General features: G+C 67.1%; 12 protein-coding genes. 10 read left to right on the top strand and 2 right to left on the bottom strand.

Features of this window, described 5'->3' with window-relative positions; translation table 11 throughout:
• Nucleotide 1: 1 nt before the first annotated feature.
• Nucleotides 2-1546: a catalase gene (locus ACS7SF_RS23460; protein WP_439892888.1), complete on the bottom strand. Its 1545-nt coding sequence runs from the start codon at nt 1544-1546 to the stop codon at nt 2-4.
• 124 nt (nt 1547-1670) lie between these two features.
• Complete coding sequence (locus tag ACS7SF_RS23455; protein WP_439892887.1) at nt 1671-2957, bottom strand: cystathionine gamma-synthase family protein; 1287 nt, start codon at nt 2955-2957, stop codon at nt 1671-1673.
• A gap of 113 nt (nt 2958-3070) precedes the next feature.
• Between ACS7SF_RS23455 and ACS7SF_RS23450 the strand changes: the two genes are divergently transcribed.
• The 10 genes from ACS7SF_RS23450 (at nt 3071) to ACS7SF_RS23405 (ending at nt 15943) form a co-directional block, all read left to right on the top strand.
• Nucleotides 3071-6088: an ATP-binding cassette domain-containing protein gene (locus tag ACS7SF_RS23450; RefSeq protein WP_439892886.1), complete on the top strand. Its 3018-nt coding sequence runs from the start codon at nt 3071-3073 to the stop codon at nt 6086-6088.
• Nucleotides 6085-6633: a hypothetical protein gene (locus ACS7SF_RS23445; RefSeq protein ID WP_439892885.1), complete on the top strand. Its 549-nt coding sequence runs from the start codon at nt 6085-6087 to the stop codon at nt 6631-6633. The genes ACS7SF_RS23450 and ACS7SF_RS23445 overlap by 4 nt, the downstream gene beginning before the upstream one ends.
• Nucleotides 6634-7000: 367 nt before the next feature.
• On the top strand, nt 7001-8323 hold the full coding sequence (locus ACS7SF_RS23440) for a glycosyltransferase (RefSeq protein WP_439892884.1): 1323 nt from the start codon (nt 7001-7003) through the stop codon (nt 8321-8323).
• Nucleotides 8324-8369: 46 nt separating this feature from the next.
• Entirely contained in the window at nt 8370-9131 is a 762-nt protein-coding gene (locus ACS7SF_RS23435; RefSeq protein ID WP_439892883.1) for an SDR family oxidoreductase, read from the top strand.
• Nucleotides 9122-9751 (top strand): D-glycero-alpha-D-manno-heptose-1,7-bisphosphate 7-phosphatase, encoded by a 630-nt coding sequence (locus ACS7SF_RS23430; RefSeq protein ID WP_439892882.1) that lies wholly within the window; start codon nt 9122-9124, stop codon nt 9749-9751. Before ACS7SF_RS23435 ends, ACS7SF_RS23430 begins: the two co-directional genes overlap by 10 nt.
• Nucleotides 9748-10941 carry a lipopolysaccharide heptosyltransferase II gene (waaF, locus tag ACS7SF_RS23425; RefSeq protein ID WP_439892881.1) on the top strand — a complete coding sequence of 398 codons (1194 nt, stop codon included), beginning with the start codon at nt 9748-9750 and terminating at the stop codon, nt 10939-10941. The genes ACS7SF_RS23430 and waaF overlap by 4 nt, the downstream gene beginning before the upstream one ends.
• Nucleotides 10942-10984: 43 nt before the next feature.
• Entirely contained in the window at nt 10985-12793 is a 1809-nt protein-coding gene (locus tag ACS7SF_RS23420; RefSeq protein WP_439892880.1) for a carbamoyltransferase family protein, read from the top strand.
• Nucleotides 12790-13827: a glycosyltransferase family 2 protein gene (locus tag ACS7SF_RS23415; protein WP_439892879.1), complete on the top strand. Its 1038-nt coding sequence runs from the start codon at nt 12790-12792 to the stop codon at nt 13825-13827. Before ACS7SF_RS23420 ends, ACS7SF_RS23415 begins: the two co-directional genes overlap by 4 nt.
• Nucleotides 13824-14954 (top strand): glycosyltransferase family 9 protein, encoded by a 1131-nt coding sequence (locus tag ACS7SF_RS23410; protein WP_439892878.1) that lies wholly within the window; start codon nt 13824-13826, stop codon nt 14952-14954. Before ACS7SF_RS23415 ends, ACS7SF_RS23410 begins: the two co-directional genes overlap by 4 nt.
• Nucleotides 14951-15943, top strand: coding sequence for a glycosyltransferase (locus ACS7SF_RS23405; RefSeq protein WP_439892877.1), 993 nt, complete (start codon nt 14951-14953; stop codon nt 15941-15943). The genes ACS7SF_RS23410 and ACS7SF_RS23405 overlap by 4 nt, the downstream gene beginning before the upstream one ends.
• Nucleotides 15944-15976 lie beyond the last annotated feature (33 nt).

Genomic DNA, 15976 nt, shown 5'->3' with positions numbered 1-15976 from the left:
ATCAGTCCTGCAGCTTGCCCGCCAGCGCCTCCACCCGCGCCGGGTCGGCCTTCACCGCCAACGCAATCGCGCGGCCGTAGTTGGCATCGGCCTTTTGGAAGTACGACAGCATCGTGTACTTCACGCCGTCATCCTTCACCTGCCCCAAGTCGCCCGCCAGGTTGCTCACCAGGTTGGCTTGCTCCTGCGCCGACAGCGACCGATAAAAGTCCCCCGCCTGTTTGAAGTTCTGCGTGCGGGCAATGCGCTGCTGTTGCGTGGTGCCCGACAGCGGCAGGCGGCTGTACTGGTTGGCTGCGGCATCGGCCACGTCGGCGTGCTGGCTGGGCTGGTAGTTCACGTCGCCCTTCTTGGCGCCGGCGTTCAGTTCGCCATCCTGGTTGTAGTTGACGGTGGCCGTGCGCGGTCGGTTGATGGGCAGTTGCAAGCCATTGGTGCCCACGCGATAGAGCTGCGTATCGGCATACGAAAAGATGCGCCCCTGCAGCAGGCGGTCTTCCGACGGCTCAATGCCCGGCACCAGGTTGGACGGCGCCAGCGCGGCCTGCTCGGTCTCCAGAAAGACGTTGGTCGGGTTCTTGTTCAGCGTCATGGTGCCGATCTTCGTCTCCGGGACGTTGGGCCAGATCTTGGTGGCGTCCAGCGGGTCGAAGTCGAACTTGGCGAGCTGCTCGGGCGTGAGCACCTGGATGTACAAGTCCCACTTCGGATAGTCGCCCTTGTCGATGGCCGTGATCAGGTCCTTCGTCATGTGGTTGAAGTCCTTGCCCTGCATGGCCTCGGCCTGGCTGGCGGTCAGCACCCTCTGGCCCTGCAGGCTCTTCCAGTGGAACTTCACGTAGTGGATCTCGCCTTTCGCATTGACGAACTTGTAGGCATGCACGCTGTTGCCGTCCATCTCGCGGTAGCTGGTGGGCGTGCCGTAGTCGCTGTACACACGCGTGAGCATGTGCGTGGCCTCGGGCTGGTGCGAGAAGAAATCAAAGAAGCGGTTCGGGTCCTGCACATTGGTGTCGGGCGACGGCTTGAGCGAGTGCACCATGTCCGGAAACTTGATCGCATCGCGGATGAAGAACACCGGCAGGTTGTTGCCGACCAAGTCCCAATTGCCTTCGCGCGTGTAGAACTTGGTGCCGAAGCCGCGCGGGTCGCGCAGTGTTTCCGGCGAGTGGTTGCCGTGGATGACGCTGGAGAAGCGCACGAACACCGGCGTCTCTTCACCCGGGGTGAAGACCTTGGCGCGGGTCAGGTCGGAGATGTCCTTGCTAGCGACGAACACGCCGTGGGCGCCGGTGCCGCGCGCATGCACCACGCGTTCAGGAATGCGTTCACGGTCAAAGCGCTGCAGTTTCTGGATGAGCTGCACGTCTTGCAGCAGCACGGGGCCATTCGGGCCGGCCGTTTGCGAGTTCTGGTTGTCGCCGACGGGCGCGCCGTTGTCGCGCGTGAGCGTGACGGCGCCCGCTTGGAGGGCCGTCAGCGTGGCCAACGCGATGAGGGAAAACCGGAAGGACCGGGAAAGCGAGGGGGACTGGGAGGGGGACATCACGGGGTCTCCTAAGGTGAATCGAGTCGCTACCTTAGTGACCCCGCTGCCCGCGGGGAATTTGATTCTTTAAATGCCCCTGATAGTTTTAAATGCAGGGCGCCGAATCTGAGTTAAAGCTTATTTAATTGAGGATTGTTGAGTCGAGCGCCTGCGAAAAATCTGCTAGCAGATCGGCTTCATCTTCAATCCCCACCGACACACGCACCAGCGAGTCCGCAATGCCCATCGATGCGCGACGCTCAGCGCCCATTTCCCAGTAGATCGTCGGGGCGACAGGAATCACCAGCGTGCGCGTGTCGCCCAGATGGGTGGCGCGCACGGCGTAGCGCAGGTGGTTGAGCATGTTGACATAGTCGGCGCCGTCCACCAGCTCAAAGCTCAGCAGGCCGCCGTAGTGGCGGAACAGCTCGGTCGCACGGGCGTGCTCGGGGTGCTCGGGCAAGCCGGGGTAATACACGCGCGCGACTTTCGGGTGCGCGGCTAGCGCGCGCGCGAGTGCCAATGCGTTGCTGCACGTGCGATCCACGCGCAAGGCCATCGTCTCGGCGCCCACGGCAATGCGGTGCGCGGCATCGGCAATCAAGGTCGCACCCTGGTCGCGCAGGCCCTTCTTGCGGATCTGCTGGATGCCCTGCATTTCTGGCTTGGCCTTGCGATACGCGGGGAAGATGTTCGGATACGCCGCCCAGTCGAACAGCCCCGTATCCACCACCGCGCCGCCCAGCGCGTTGCCGTGCCCACCGATGTATTTCGACAGCGAATGCACCACCAGGCTCGCCTGTGCATCGCGCCCGCGGAACAGCCACGGTGAGGTCATCGTGCTGTCGATCACGTAGAGCAGGCCGCGTGCCTTGCAGATGCTGCCGATGCCCTTCAAGTCCGCCACCTGCGTGCGCGGGTTGGCAATGGTTTCCACAAAGACGAGGCGCGTATTCGGCTGCACCGCGTCGGCCACGGCCTGTGCGGAAGTCGCATCCACAAAGGTCACTTCCACGCCCATGTTGCGCAGCGTTTCGAACACGCTGTTGGTGTTGCCGAACAGGAAGGCGCTGGACACCACATGGTCGCCCGCGCGCAGCAGCGTCGAGAACACCGACACGATGGCCGCCATGCCGGTGGCGAAACAAGCCGTGGCCAAGCCGTCTTCCATCATCGTGATCTTGGCTTCCAGTGCGGCCGTGGTCGGGTTGCCCTGGCGCGCGTAGGTGTAGCCAGGCTTGCCCTGGAACACTTCGATCAGCTCTTGCGTGTTGGCATAGCCGTACGTGGTGGACGTGTGCAGCGGCTTGTGGACGGCGTAGTGCTCGACGCCGGCTTCGCGATCGGCGTGCAGGAGGGCGGTGGTGAGTCCGGTCATGGCGGGGCAGCGGAAAACAGAGAAAGGAAAAACGGCGGGAAAGTTGCACATTATCGCGCGATTCCGGGGCCACCCGGCGGTTCGGGGAACCAGTTGCGGCGGTGGGGCGTGGAACGTGGCTTGCGTCGCACACCGCGTTGAAAGACTGCCAGGAACCTCGCCTAGTGACGAACGCATCGCCTCCTCCGCAACCGGGCGCCACCAGCCTGCAGCAGCGCATCTTTGGGGCGCTGTGGCGGGCGATCTGGCGCTACCGCCGCCGCGTATTGGCCGCCGTCGCGCTGCTGGTGCTGGCCAAGCTGTGCGCGGTGGGCGTACCGATCGTGCTGAAGTGGATCGTCGATGGCTTTGGCGATGCGGCCAGGGTGCGCGTATTTCCCGCCTTCCTGCTGCTGGCCTATGCGGTGCTGCGCTTTGGCGGCACGCTGTTCGGCGAGCTGCGCGACATGGTGTTCTCGCGCGTGTCGCAGCCGACGGTGGCCGCTTTCATGGCGCAGGCGTTCGAACACCTGCACCAGCTCGGGCCGCGCTTTCATGCCAGCCGGCAGACCGGCGGGCTGATCCGCGATGTGGAGCGCGGCACCACCGGCATCGAGTTCCTGCTTGGCGTGGCGCTCTTCACCATCCTGCCGACCATGGTGGAGATCGGCTCCGTGCTCGTCATCATGATGAGCCGCTACAGCGGGTGGTACCTCGTCACCATCGCGCTGACGTTTGCCGCCTATTGCACCGCCACCGTGCTGCTCACGCGCCGGCGCGTGCGCCTGCAGCGGCAGATGAACGAGTTCGACTCCATGGCCGGCAGCCGCCTGCTCGACAGCATGCTGAATCACGAAGCCGTGAAGGTGTACACCAGCGAGCGCTTTGAGGCCCGCCGCTATCGCGACATCCTGCGCAAGCGCATCGACACCGCCGTGGCCAACCAGCGCGCGTTGTCGTTGCTGCACGTGTCGCAAAGCGGGGTGATCGCGGGCGGCGTGGCCACCGTCATGCTGCTGGCCGGCCAGGACGTGACGCGCGGCGTGCTCACCGTGGGCGACCTGGTGCTGATCAACGCGTACATCATCCAGGTGTGCCTGCCGCTCAACGCACTGGGCTTCATGTTCCGCGAGGCCAAGGACGCGGCCATCAATGCCGAGCGCCTCTTCCACCTGCTCGAACAGCAGCCCGACGTGATGGACCTGGCCAACGGCGCGCCGCTGCGCGTGACCCAGGGCGAGGTGCAGTTCGACCATGTGGAATTCGGCTACGAGACCACGCGCCCCATCCTGCATGACCTGTCGCTGCACATTCCGGCCGGGCACACGGTGGCGGTGGTGGGCGGCAGCGGCTCCGGCAAGTCGACCCTGGCGCGGCTGCTGCTGCGCTTCTACGACCCATGGGCGGGGCGCGTGTCCATCGACGGTCAGGACCTGCGCGTGGTCACGCAAGACAGCGTGCGCCGCGCCATCGGCATCGTCCCGCAAGACACCATCCTCTTCAACGACACCATTGCCTACAACATCGCCTACGGGCGCGAAGGCGCGACGATGGCCGAGGTGATGGATGCCGCGCGCGCGGCCTATGTGCACGACTTCATTGCTGCGCTGCCCGAGGGCTACCAGACCATGGTGGGCGAGCGCGGGCTCAAGCTTTCCGGCGGCGAGAAGCAGCGCATTGCCATTGCGCGGGCGCTGCTCAAGAACCCATCGATCCTGATCTTTGACGAGGCTACATCCGCGCTGGATACGCGCTCGGAGCGCGCCATCCAGCGCGAACTGGATCGTCTTTCTGCGCACCGCACCACGCTGGTGATTGCGCATCGGCTCTCTACCGTGGTGGATGCACACGAAATCGTCGTGCTGGAGAAGGGCCGCATTGTCGAGCGCGGCCGTCACATCGATCTGCTGGCCGCCGACGGCGTGTATGCGCAGCTCTGGACACTGCAGCGTCAACAGTCCGATCTGGAACAGGCACAGCACCGGCTCGCGCAGCAGCCGATCAACCTGGTCGCGCTGGTGGTGAGTGTGCTCGACGGCCTGCGCGAGGCCATCGAGTCGCGGCGCATTACCGTGTACTCGGTCATCCGGTCAGAAACGCCCAGCATCACTGGAGACCCGAGCCGCCTGCAAGGCATCGTGGGCGATGTGCTCAGCCACGCCGTGCTGGGCAGCCACCCCGGCAGCCGCATCGAGATCGTGCTGGAGCGTGTGGAAGGCATGGCGCAACTGCGTGTGACGGACACGATCGCCACCCCCGCCCTGGGCGATGCCGCCATCCCAACCGCCTCGCGCGCGGTGGACGAGGCTGAAGCGGACACCGTGCTCTCCACCGTTGGCCCGGCCTCAGCGGCGCCCGCGCCCGTGCCGTTCGACATGCTGGACCCGGTGGAACCCGTGACCGCGTTGCGCCAGGAGCCCAGGCCGTTCGACACCACGGCTGCGGACGAGCGCGACGCGGCGCCCAGCCCGACGCCCACGCTCGACCCTCTGTGGGTCCGCTCCGTGGTGGAGCAGCACGGCGGGCGCTTTGCCGTCGTGCCCCTGGCGCATGGCGGCGGCACCACCTACGTGATGGATTTCCCCATCCGCGCCGTAGCCCCGTTGCCTGCGCCACTGACCGCGCCCACGGCTTCCCCTGCTTCCTCCGCGTCCAGCACTGCCGACGCCGCCACGCCTTCGCATGCACCCGAGCCGGCGCGCACGCCGCTGCCTTCCACCGATGCGCTGTCCGGCGTGCATGTGCTCATCGTCGATGACCAGGAAGACGCGCGCGACATCCTGCAATTGCTGCTGGAAGACTACGGCGCCACCGTCACTGCATACGGTGCGGCCAAGCCCGCCTTGGCCGCCTTGCGTGCAGCGCCCAGCAAGTCGTGGCCCGATGTGCTCCTCTCCGACATTGCGCTCGGCGACGACGAAGACGGCTACACCCTGCTGCGCGAGGTGCGCGAGCTTGAAACGCAGCGCGATACGCCCCTCGACGCACGCCTGCCCGCGATTGCGCTGTCCGGCTACGCGCGGCCCGAAGACCGCACGCGTGCGCTGCTGGCCGGGTTCCAGTTGCACCTGGCCAAGCCGACAGAGCGCGGCGAACTCGTCACCGCCATCCTGAGCGTCCTCCATGCACACCATGCCCGGCGGGCACCCGCGCATGTATCGCACGCCCCCGAATCCCCTCACTCTGCCCAGGAATCTCCATGAGCATGCTGGCCGATTTCGATCCGTCTTCCCCTGTCACTGCTAGCACCGCCGACACGCAGCGCACCACCTCTCACTTTGCCAGTGCCGACACCGCACGCCGTGCCGTGGAAATGGCGTTACCGCTCATCACCCAGGCCATGACGCGCCCGCAAGAGGTGGGCGACAGCGGCTTCCTGCACATCGTGGTGATGGACCCCGCACGCTCGCCGAGCGATAGCGCCTTCGACGACGCCGTGCTCTACGAACACTCGGTGGGCGACCGCGCGCGCTGGGATGCGGACTACGCCGCATACGCCCGCGCCAAGGCCCGCTTGGCCTGGCAGCACGGCATGAGCACGCACGCGCTGCAGGCGCTGCGCCCCCACGTACTGCGCGCCGGCGACACCAACCTGTGGGGCAGCGCCGTGCTCGACGGCATCGTGGTGGGGGTGAGCGGCGCGCTGCCGTTCTATGACGAAGCCTTCGCCCACGTGGTGGCGGCATGCCTGCGCGCCATCGCCAAACAAGCAGCCGCCGCCACAGCGGGCACGCTGCGGCTCGGCTGATGCCGGCCGATCCCTAGCAGTAGCTCGCAGCGGACGATAGGCGTGATGCCGTCGCCGCTGCGTTTCTCCTGATTCCCCACGTAAGAATTACGCGAGCCGCCGGCGCAACGGCCCTTGCCACACCGGCGCTCCGCGGCGGCACGGCAGCCATGGGCGCACACCGCACCCGCTCGCGCGCCGCCCATACATCTTGCCGCAAACGCTTGTCCGGACAAGCGAGAGCCGCTTCTGCCCGTGCCTCCCAACGCCTTCCGCAATGCCCCGCAACACAAGGTTGTGTGCGGTGGCACGCCGACTGCTGAGGACGCTCGCACGCGGCTTGGGGCGGTCCATATCGCCATCGGCCCCACAACAAGAGGAGGACAACATGCGCATCGCCATGGTCAGTGAACATGCGTCGCCACTCGCCGACCTGGGCGGCGTGGACTGCGGCGGACAGAACGTCTACGTGCGCCATGTCGCACGGCAGCTTGCGCGGCTGGGCCATCGGGTCGATGTGTTCACACGCCGGGAGCGCCCCACACAGCCCGAAGTTCAAGCGTTTGATGACGGATGCCGCGTCGTCCACGTGCCGGCCGGGCCGGCTGCCGTCTTGCCCAAGGAGGCGTTGCTGCCGCACATGCATGCCTTTGGCCGCAGCTTGCTGAACCACTGCGCGCAAGCCCACGCGGCCGGTAATGGCTACGACGTCATCCATGCCAACTTCTTCATGTCGGGCCTGGCGTCGCTGACAGCGGCAACGCGGTTGCACCTGCCGCTGGTGATGACGTTTCATGCGCTCGGCCGTGTGCGCCGATTGCACCAGGGCAGTGCGGATGGTTTTCCCGATGCGCGCTTCGCCATTGAAGACACACTGGTACAGCGCGCCGACCGCCTCATCGCCGAATGCCCGCAAGACCAGGCCGACCTGGAAACGCTGTACCACGCCCGCGCCGAGCAGATCGACGTGGTGCCGTGCGGCTTTGATGCGGCGGAATTCGCCCCCATCGACCGCGCCGAGGCGCGGCGCTGCCTGGGCGTGCCGGCGGATGCGGTTGTCGTGCTCCAACTCGGCCGCATGGTCGCGCGCAAAGGTGTGGACAACGTCATCGAGGCCATCGGCAAGCTGCCGCCCGATGCGCGCCAGCGTGTGCGCCTGTACGTCGTAGGCGGCAACACCGTCGCACCCGACCCGGCGGCCACACCCGAACTCGCACGGCTGCAAGCCGTGGCAGCCAACGCCGGCGTGGCGGCGCAAACCATCTTTGTCGGCAAGCGCGGCCGGGCCGATTTGCGCGCCTGGTACAGCGCCTGCGATGTGTTCGTCAGCACGCCCTGGTACGAGCCGTTCGGCATCACCCCGGTGGAAGCGATGGCCTGCGGGCGCGCGGTGATCGGCGCGGATGTGGGCGGCATCCGCTCCACCGTGCGCGATGGGCGCACCGGCTTTCTGGTGCCGCCCAAAGACCCCCAGGCGCTGGCCGCGCGCCTGCTGCAACTGATCCAGCAACCCGAGCTGTGCCGCGAGTTCGGCCAGGCGGGGCTGGTGCGCGCCCGCATGCTCTACACGTGGCTGGGCGTGGCGGGCCAGCTCGAAAAGGCCTACCTGAAAGCCATCGAATCCCATGCCCGTACCGAAGCCCGCCTGCACGGCACGGAGCCCAGCGCCAACACCGCCGCGTTGACTGCGCTGGCCGGCATGGCGGCTTGACGATCCCTGACCGCGCAATACCACTGACCACTTTGACCACTGCCCCATGACTCAGACCGATCTCAAATCCAACGCTTCCACCCCGCCCACGCTGCGCGAGCAGGTCATCGTCGTCACGGGTGCCGGCCGCGGGCTGGGCGCCGCCATCAGCCGCGCACTTTCCGCTGAAGGCGCCACCATCGTGGCCACCGACCTGGATGCCGACTCCGCGGATCGCACCGCCGCCGAGCTGATCGCCGACGGCGGCCAATCGCACGCGATTGCACTGGACGTGGGAGACGAAGCCGCCGTGCGTGGCGCGCTCGATGATGTGGTTGACCGCTTTGGCCGCGTCGACGCCGTCATCAACAACGCGGCCATCGACATCACCCTGCCCATTGACGAACTGAACGTGGACGACTGGGACCGCGTGGTGCGCACCAACCTGCGAGGCCCGTTCCTGCTGGCCAAGCACGCCAGCACGCTGATGCGCAAGCGCGCAAGCGGCGCCATCGTCAACATTGCATCCACCGCGTCGCGCCGAGCGTGGCCCAATGCATCGGTGTACCACGCCACCAAGTGGGGGTTGCTGGGGCTATCGCACGCGCTGCATGCCGAGCTGCGCCCCCACGGCATCAAGGTGTCTGCCGTGATTGCCGGCGGCATGCGCACGCCGTTTCTGCTCGACCGCTTTCCCGATATCGATACCGACAACCTGCAGGACCCCGCCAACGTGGCGGCGGCCGTGCGCTTCGTGCTGCTGCAGCCGCCGGAGACGGTGATCCCTGAAGTGATGGTGCTGCCGATGCGGGAAACGTCATGGCCCTGATGCTGACCACGCAGCCCGCCTCCTTGCACACCGACAGCGCCATCTTTCTCGACAAGGACGGCACGCTGCTGCAAGACGTGCCCTACAACGTGAACCCGGCGCGCATCGTGCTAGCGCCCGGCACGGGTGACGGCCTGCGGCTGCTGGCGCGCACCGGCCTACCGCTGATCGTGGTGAGCAACCAGCCCGGCGTGGCGCTGGGCTACTTTCAGGTAGAGGCGTTGGAAGCCGTGGCGCAGCGCCTGCGCGAGCTGTTTGCCGAGCACGGTGCCACGCTCTCCGGGTTCTTCTTCTGCCCACACGCACCGCAGCTCGATGGCACCTCGGTCTGCACCTGCCGCAAACCGCGCGATGGCCTGCTGCGCCAGGCTGCCAACGCGCACGGCATCGATCTCGATACCTCGTGGATGATCGGCGACATCCTCAACGACGTGGAAGCCGGCCGCCGCGCGGGCTGTCGCACTATCCTCATCGCCAATGGCAATGAAACGCGCTGGGAGCCCGGCCGATTGCGGGTGCCGGATTACATCGTCACGCGCTTTGATGAAGCGGCGGCCATCGTGATTGCTCACCATGCCCAGCACGCGCACCACACCGTGCATGCGGAGGCCATCGCATGAGCCCCGTCGGCATCCCGGAGCGTCGCGCGGTGTGGGCCCAGGCGAGCCGCATCCTGTGCGTGCGGCCCGATAACCTGGGCGACGTGGTGATGACCACGCCGGCCTTCCACGCACTCAAGACAAGCGGACCCGCCGGCCGGCATCTCACGCTGTTGACCTCGCACGCGGGGGCTATCGCACAACCGCACCTGAGCGACATCGACAGCATCATCGCGTGCGATGTGCCGTGGGCCAAGCATGCGAACACCGCGGATGCCGCGCAAACCCACGCGCTGGTCAACACGCTGCGCGAAGGGCATTTCGATGCGGCCGTCATCTTTACCGTGCATACGCAAAACCCGTTGCCGGCGGCCATGCTGGGCTTTCTGGCTGGCATTCCGCTGCGCCTGGCGCACTGCCGCGAGAACCCCTACGCGCTGCTGACGGATTGGATTGCCGACCCCGATGCGCGCATTGCCGCCACCGCGCCGGGTGACGTGCGCCACGAGGTGCGGCGCCAGCTGGATCTGATTCGCCACGTGGCCGATGTGCCTGCGCAGCTGTCGCAACGGCTGCGCTTCAAGGTGCTGCCGCACGATCGCGATGCCGTGCGCGCCAAGCTGGCCCAGCTCGGCGTCGGCACGGCCGCGCCGTGGATCGTGCTGCATCCGGGCGCCACGGCGGCATCGCGGCGCTATCCACCGGAGCGCTTTGCACACGTTGCCCGCACCCTCGCACAGCGCTACGGCTGCGCCGTTCTGGTGACCGGTGCGCCAGCAGAAGCCGACCTCGTGCAGCAGGTGTGTGCAGCGGGTCTCGCGGCCAGGCAGCGCGTGTTCAACCTCGCGGGTGCCTTCACGCTGGGCGAGCTCGCTGCGCTCATTGAAGGCGCTGCGCTGCTGGTGTCCAACAACAGCGGCCCGGTGCATCTGGCCGCGGCCACGCAAACCCCCGTGGTGGACCTGTATGCGCTCACCAACCCGCAACACACCCCTTGGGCCGTGCCGCATGTGGTGCTCTCGCACGATGTGCCGTGCCGCTACTGCTATCGCAGCGTCTGCCCGCTCGGCCATCAGGCCTGTCTGACTGGCGTGGCGGAAGACGATGTCATCGCGGCGGCGCACGCGCTGTGGCAGCCAGAGCGCGTGGCGCAGGCGCTATGGCCCGCGGCCCCATCGGCAACGCCCGCCGTGGCCGCGCCCGTTGCCTGAAGCCTGAACCGTCGACCAGAACTCTCGATTCCCGGAGCCTTGCATGCACGCTAAATCGGAAGCCAAACCGCGCTACACCCTCGGCATCAACGCGGCGTATCACGACTCGTCGGCCACGCTGGTGCGCGACGGCGTGGTCATTGCCGCCGCGGAAGACGAGCGCTTTACGCACGTCAAGCACGCCAAGCGGCCGGTGCCGTTTTCCACGTGGCAGTTGCCATATCACGCCATCGACTACTGTCTGGCCGAGGCCGGCATCGACCTGGCCCGCGTGGACCAGGTGGCCTATTCGCTGGACCCGGCCAAGCTGGCCAACCTGCCGGCGCACACGCACATTGCGCTGCCGCTGGAGCCTTCCGCGCAGTTGGACCTGCCGCCCGATGCCGCCCCGTGGGATCCGCTGTTCCTCTCCTACGTGATGAACGCCCCGCGCCAACTGGCCGGCGGCGCGCCACATCACCTGCGTGCGCGCTTTGCCAACGTGAACCACAAGGGCCCGTTCCGCTGGTCATACGTTGAACACCATCTGGCGCACGAGGCCAGCGCGTTCCTGGCCGCGCCGTTCGATGACTGCGCCGTACTCACCATGGACGGCCGCGGCGAACGCGCCACCACGTCATACGGCCTCTTCCGCAATGGCGAATACACGCGCCTGCAACAGGTCGATCTGCCGCACTCGCTTGGCTTGCTCTATGAAGAGGTGACGGACTACCTAGGCTTTCTGCGCTCGTCCGACGAATACAAGGTGATGGCGCTGGCGTCCTACGGGCAACCGCGCTATGTCGACGTGTTTCGCGAATGGGTGAACGTCAGCGCCGATGGCCGCTACACCGTCGCGCCGCTGCAGCTCGAAGCCCGCTTTGGCCCGCCTCGCCAACGTGGCGGCCCAATGGAGCAGCGCCACTTTGACATTGCACGCTCGCTACAGCAGGTGTTGGAAGAGACCGTGCTGACCATGAGCCAATGGCTGCACCAGGCCACGGGCGCGCGTTATCTGGCCATGGCGGGCGGCGTGGCGCTCAACTGTGTAATGAACGCGCGGGTGCGCGACCTGGGGCCCTTCGAACAGGTGTGGGTGCAGCCCGCCGCCGGCGATGCGGGCACCTCGCTCGGTGCTGCGCTGTGGGCGGACTATCAAGCGCGCGGCACCAAGCAACGCCTGTGGAAGATGGACCACGCCTACCTCGGCCCGGCCTACAGCGACGAAGAGATCGAGCAGTTCCTCACTTGGTCGAAATTGCCGTTCGAGCGCCTAGACAACATTGCCGAGCAAACCGCTGACCTGCTCGCGCAGGGTCAGGTGATCGGCTGGTTCCAGGGGCGCATGGAATTTGGCCCACGCGCGCTGGGGGCCCGCTCGATCCTCGCCTCACCGATCCCCGCCGACATGCAGGCGCGCCTGAACGAGATCAAAGACCGCGAAGACTTCCGCCCCGTCGCCCCGGTCGTCATGGAAGACCGCGCGGCCGACTGGTTTGTGGGCGCGCACCCGGCGCCGTTCATGCTCTTTGTGTTTGATGTGCGCGAAGACCGCGCCGTGCAGATTCCCGCCGTGCGCCACGTGGATGGCACCGCGCGCGTGCAGACGGTCAACCGCCGCCAGCATCCGCTGTATTACGACCTGCTGGCGGCGTTTGAGCGCCGCACCGGCGTGCCGATCCTGGTCAACACGTCATTCAACACGCGCGGTGAGCCCATGGTGTGCAGCCCGCGCGATGCGGTGGAATCGTTCTGGACGTCCCCGCTGGATGCGCTAGTGATCGGGCCGTTCCTGGTGCGCAAGACGCTGCAAACCGGTAGCGCGCAACACAGTGCAGGCGCCCATGCGAAAGGCCTGGCGGGGGTCGCATGAACCAGCCGATGCCGTTTGATGTGTTGACCGTGGCTGCAGCGCACGAGGCGCCCTCCATCTCGGTGGTGATTGCCACATGGAAACGCCCGCAGATGCTGCAACGCTGCCTCGACGGCCTGCGCGCCCAGACATTCGACGCGCACCGCCTGGAACTGGTCGTGGCTGACGATGGCCCGGACGACGCCACCCGCGCGGTGGTCAACGCGTTTGCCACCGCCGCGCCGGCCTGGCGCGTGCGGTATGTGCCGGTGCGCGACACGCAAGGCCCCGCCGCCGCACGCAACCGCGGCTGGCAAGCAGCCAGCGGCGACATCATCGCCTTCACCGACGACGACACCATCCCCGCGCCCACGTGGCTGGCCGAAGGCTGGCACGTCATGACCACGCCAGATGGCAGCAGCACGCCGCCCGATGCCGCCACGGGCGCCATCCGCATGCCGCTACCTACCCGCCCCACCGACTACGAGCGCGACGCCAGCGGCCTCACGCGCGCCGAGTTCGTGACCGCCAACTGCTTTGTGCGGCGCGCAATGCTGGAGCGGATCGGCGGTTTTGATGAGCGGTTCCGTCTGGCCTGGCGAGAAGATTCGGACTTGCAGTTCCGCATCCTCGATGCGGGCGGACGCATTGCCCAGGCACCTGGCGCGCTGATGCACCACCCCGTGCGGCCGGCGCGCTGGGGCGTCAGCGTGTCTCAACAGCGCAAGGTGTTTTACGACGCGCTGCTCTACAAGAAGCATCCGCAGCGCTATCGCAGCCGCATCCGGCCCGTGCCGCCATGGCATTACTACGGCATGGGCGTGGCGGTAGCCGTTGCGCTGATCGCGCTGCTGGTGCATCAGCTTTGGGTGGCGGCTGCCGCTGCAGTGGTCTGGCTGGCGCTTACGCTGCGCTTTGCGATGGTCCGCCTGCGCGGCACGGCCCACACCGTCGGGCATGTGGCGGAGATGCTGTGGACGTCCATCGTCATTCCACCGCTGGCGCTGTACTGGCGCATGCGCGGGGCGTGGCACTTTCGGGTGTGGTTCCTATGACAACCGCTGCTCTCTTGCGCGGTGCTCGCCGCATCGCCGTCTTTCGCGCCCTGCAACTCGGCGACATGCTATGCGCCGTGCCCGCGCTGCGGGCCTTGCGGACGGCAGCACCACGCGCGCACATTACCCTGGTCGGTCTGCCCTGGGCGCGGCAGTTTCAAGAGCGTTATGCCGATCTGCTGAATGACTTTGCGGTCTTTCCCGGCGGGGAGGCGTTTCCGGAAGCGGGGCCCGCCACCGCCACGGCCACGCATGCCTTCTACGCCGACATGCAAGCCCGCCGTTTTGACGTGGCCATCGCTCTGCATGGCAGCGGGCCGCAATCGACAGATGTCGTTCGGCACTTCGGCGCGCGTCATGTGTTTGGCTTCCAGCCGGAAGGGGCAACGACGCGTCAGGCGCAGACCGCCCTGCTGCCATGGCCTACGCAACTGCCTGAAGCGCAGCGGCTGCTGGCGCTGCTCACGCACCTCGGCGCGCCCGCGGTGGCGCCCATACCGGACTTTCCCCTGCAGCGGGATGACTATGCCGAAGCCGTGGCCCTGCTGCGCCGCCACGCACTGGACCGCGACCGTCTCGTCTGCCTGCACCCTGGCGCCCGCATGCCAACGCGGCGCTGGTGGCCGGAGCGCTTTGCGGCTGTGGCCGACACGCTGGTTCTGAGCGGCTTTCATGTGGTGCTCACAGGCGCGCCGTCAGAAGCAGAGTTGGTGGACGCAGTGCGTGGGCACATGCGTCAGCGTGCGGCATCGGTGGTTGGGCAGACCTCGCTTGGCGGGTTGGCTGCACTGCTGCGGCTGGCGCGTCTGCTGGTCTGCAATGACACGGGCGTCTCGCACGTGGCGGCGGCGGTGCGTGCGCCGAGCGTGGTCATCGCTTGCGGCAGCGACGTCGCCCGCTGGGCACCGGCAGACCAGACGCTGCATCGCGTACTCGCCAGCCACCCGGCGTGCCGGCCATGCATGCATTGGACATGCCCCACCGGCCACGAGTGCGCGGGCGACATCACCGTACAGCAGGTACTCGACGCCGCCTATGGCGCGCTCTTCAACCCCGACTTGCAGATACGACCCTCGCGCAGCACCCCGCAGCGCCACGCGCCCATCCTTGAGAACACCGCGCCATGACACGCACTCCATCGCGCCGCCTGCGCATCCTCACGTGGCACGTGCATGGCAACTACCTGTACTACCTGTCGCAGGTGCCGCACGATTTTTACCTGGTGACACGTCCGCCAGATGCCTCAGGGCGCGTCCCGCCCGGCTATGCCGGCAAGGTGGGCGCTCTGCCGTGGGGCAACAACGTGCACGAGGTCCCCTTCGATGCCGTGGCGGAGCACCACTTCGATGCCGTGCTGTATCAGCACCGCGCGCAGTGGGAGCATGACCGCTTGACGGTGCTCAGCGCCGCCCAGCGCGCCCTGCCCACGCTGTACCTCGAACACGACCCGCCGCAGGAGCACCCCACCAACACCGAGCACTGGGTGCAAGACCCGAACGTGCTGCTCGTGCATGTGACGCCCTTCAACGCGCTGATGTGGGACAGCGGCATCACGCCCACGCGTGTGATCGAGCACGGCGTGCATCTGCCCGTGCCGGCACGCTACAGCGGCGAGCTGGCGCGCGGCATCGTGGTCGTCAACCACCTGCGCAAACGCGGGCGTCGCCTGGGGGCCGATGTGTTTGACACGCTGCGCTCGCAAGTACCGCTCGATCTGGTCGGCATGGGCGCGGAAGACGCCGGCGGCATCGGCGAGGTGGGCAACCTCGAGCTACCCGGCTTCTGCGCGCGCTACCGCTTCTTCTTCAACCCCATCCGCTACACCAGCCTGGGGCTGGCGGTGGTGGAAGCCATGACCATCGGCATGCCCATCGTGGGCCTGGCCACCACGGAGATGAGCACCGTCATCCACAGTGGCCACAACGGTTACGTCGACACGCGCCCCGACGCGCTGGCCGATGCCATGCACACGCTGCTGCACGATCCCGCACTGGCCCGCCGCTGGGGCGACGCCGCGCGCGAGACGGCACGTGCGCGCTTTGGCATCGAGCGCTTTGTCGCCGACTGGCTTGATGCGTTCGATGCCGTCATGGCGACGCGAAAGGAGGCGGCGTGAGCAGCCAGCAGGGGATAACAGACACGATCCAGG

Source organism: Ralstonia sp. 25C (genome assembly GCF_051904805.1).
In the GTDB taxonomy this organism is placed as follows: Bacteria; Pseudomonadota; Gammaproteobacteria; order Burkholderiales; family Burkholderiaceae; genus Ralstonia.
The sequence above is the reverse complement of the archived record's forward strand: the minus strand, read 5'-3'. Positions and strand labels throughout refer to the sequence as shown.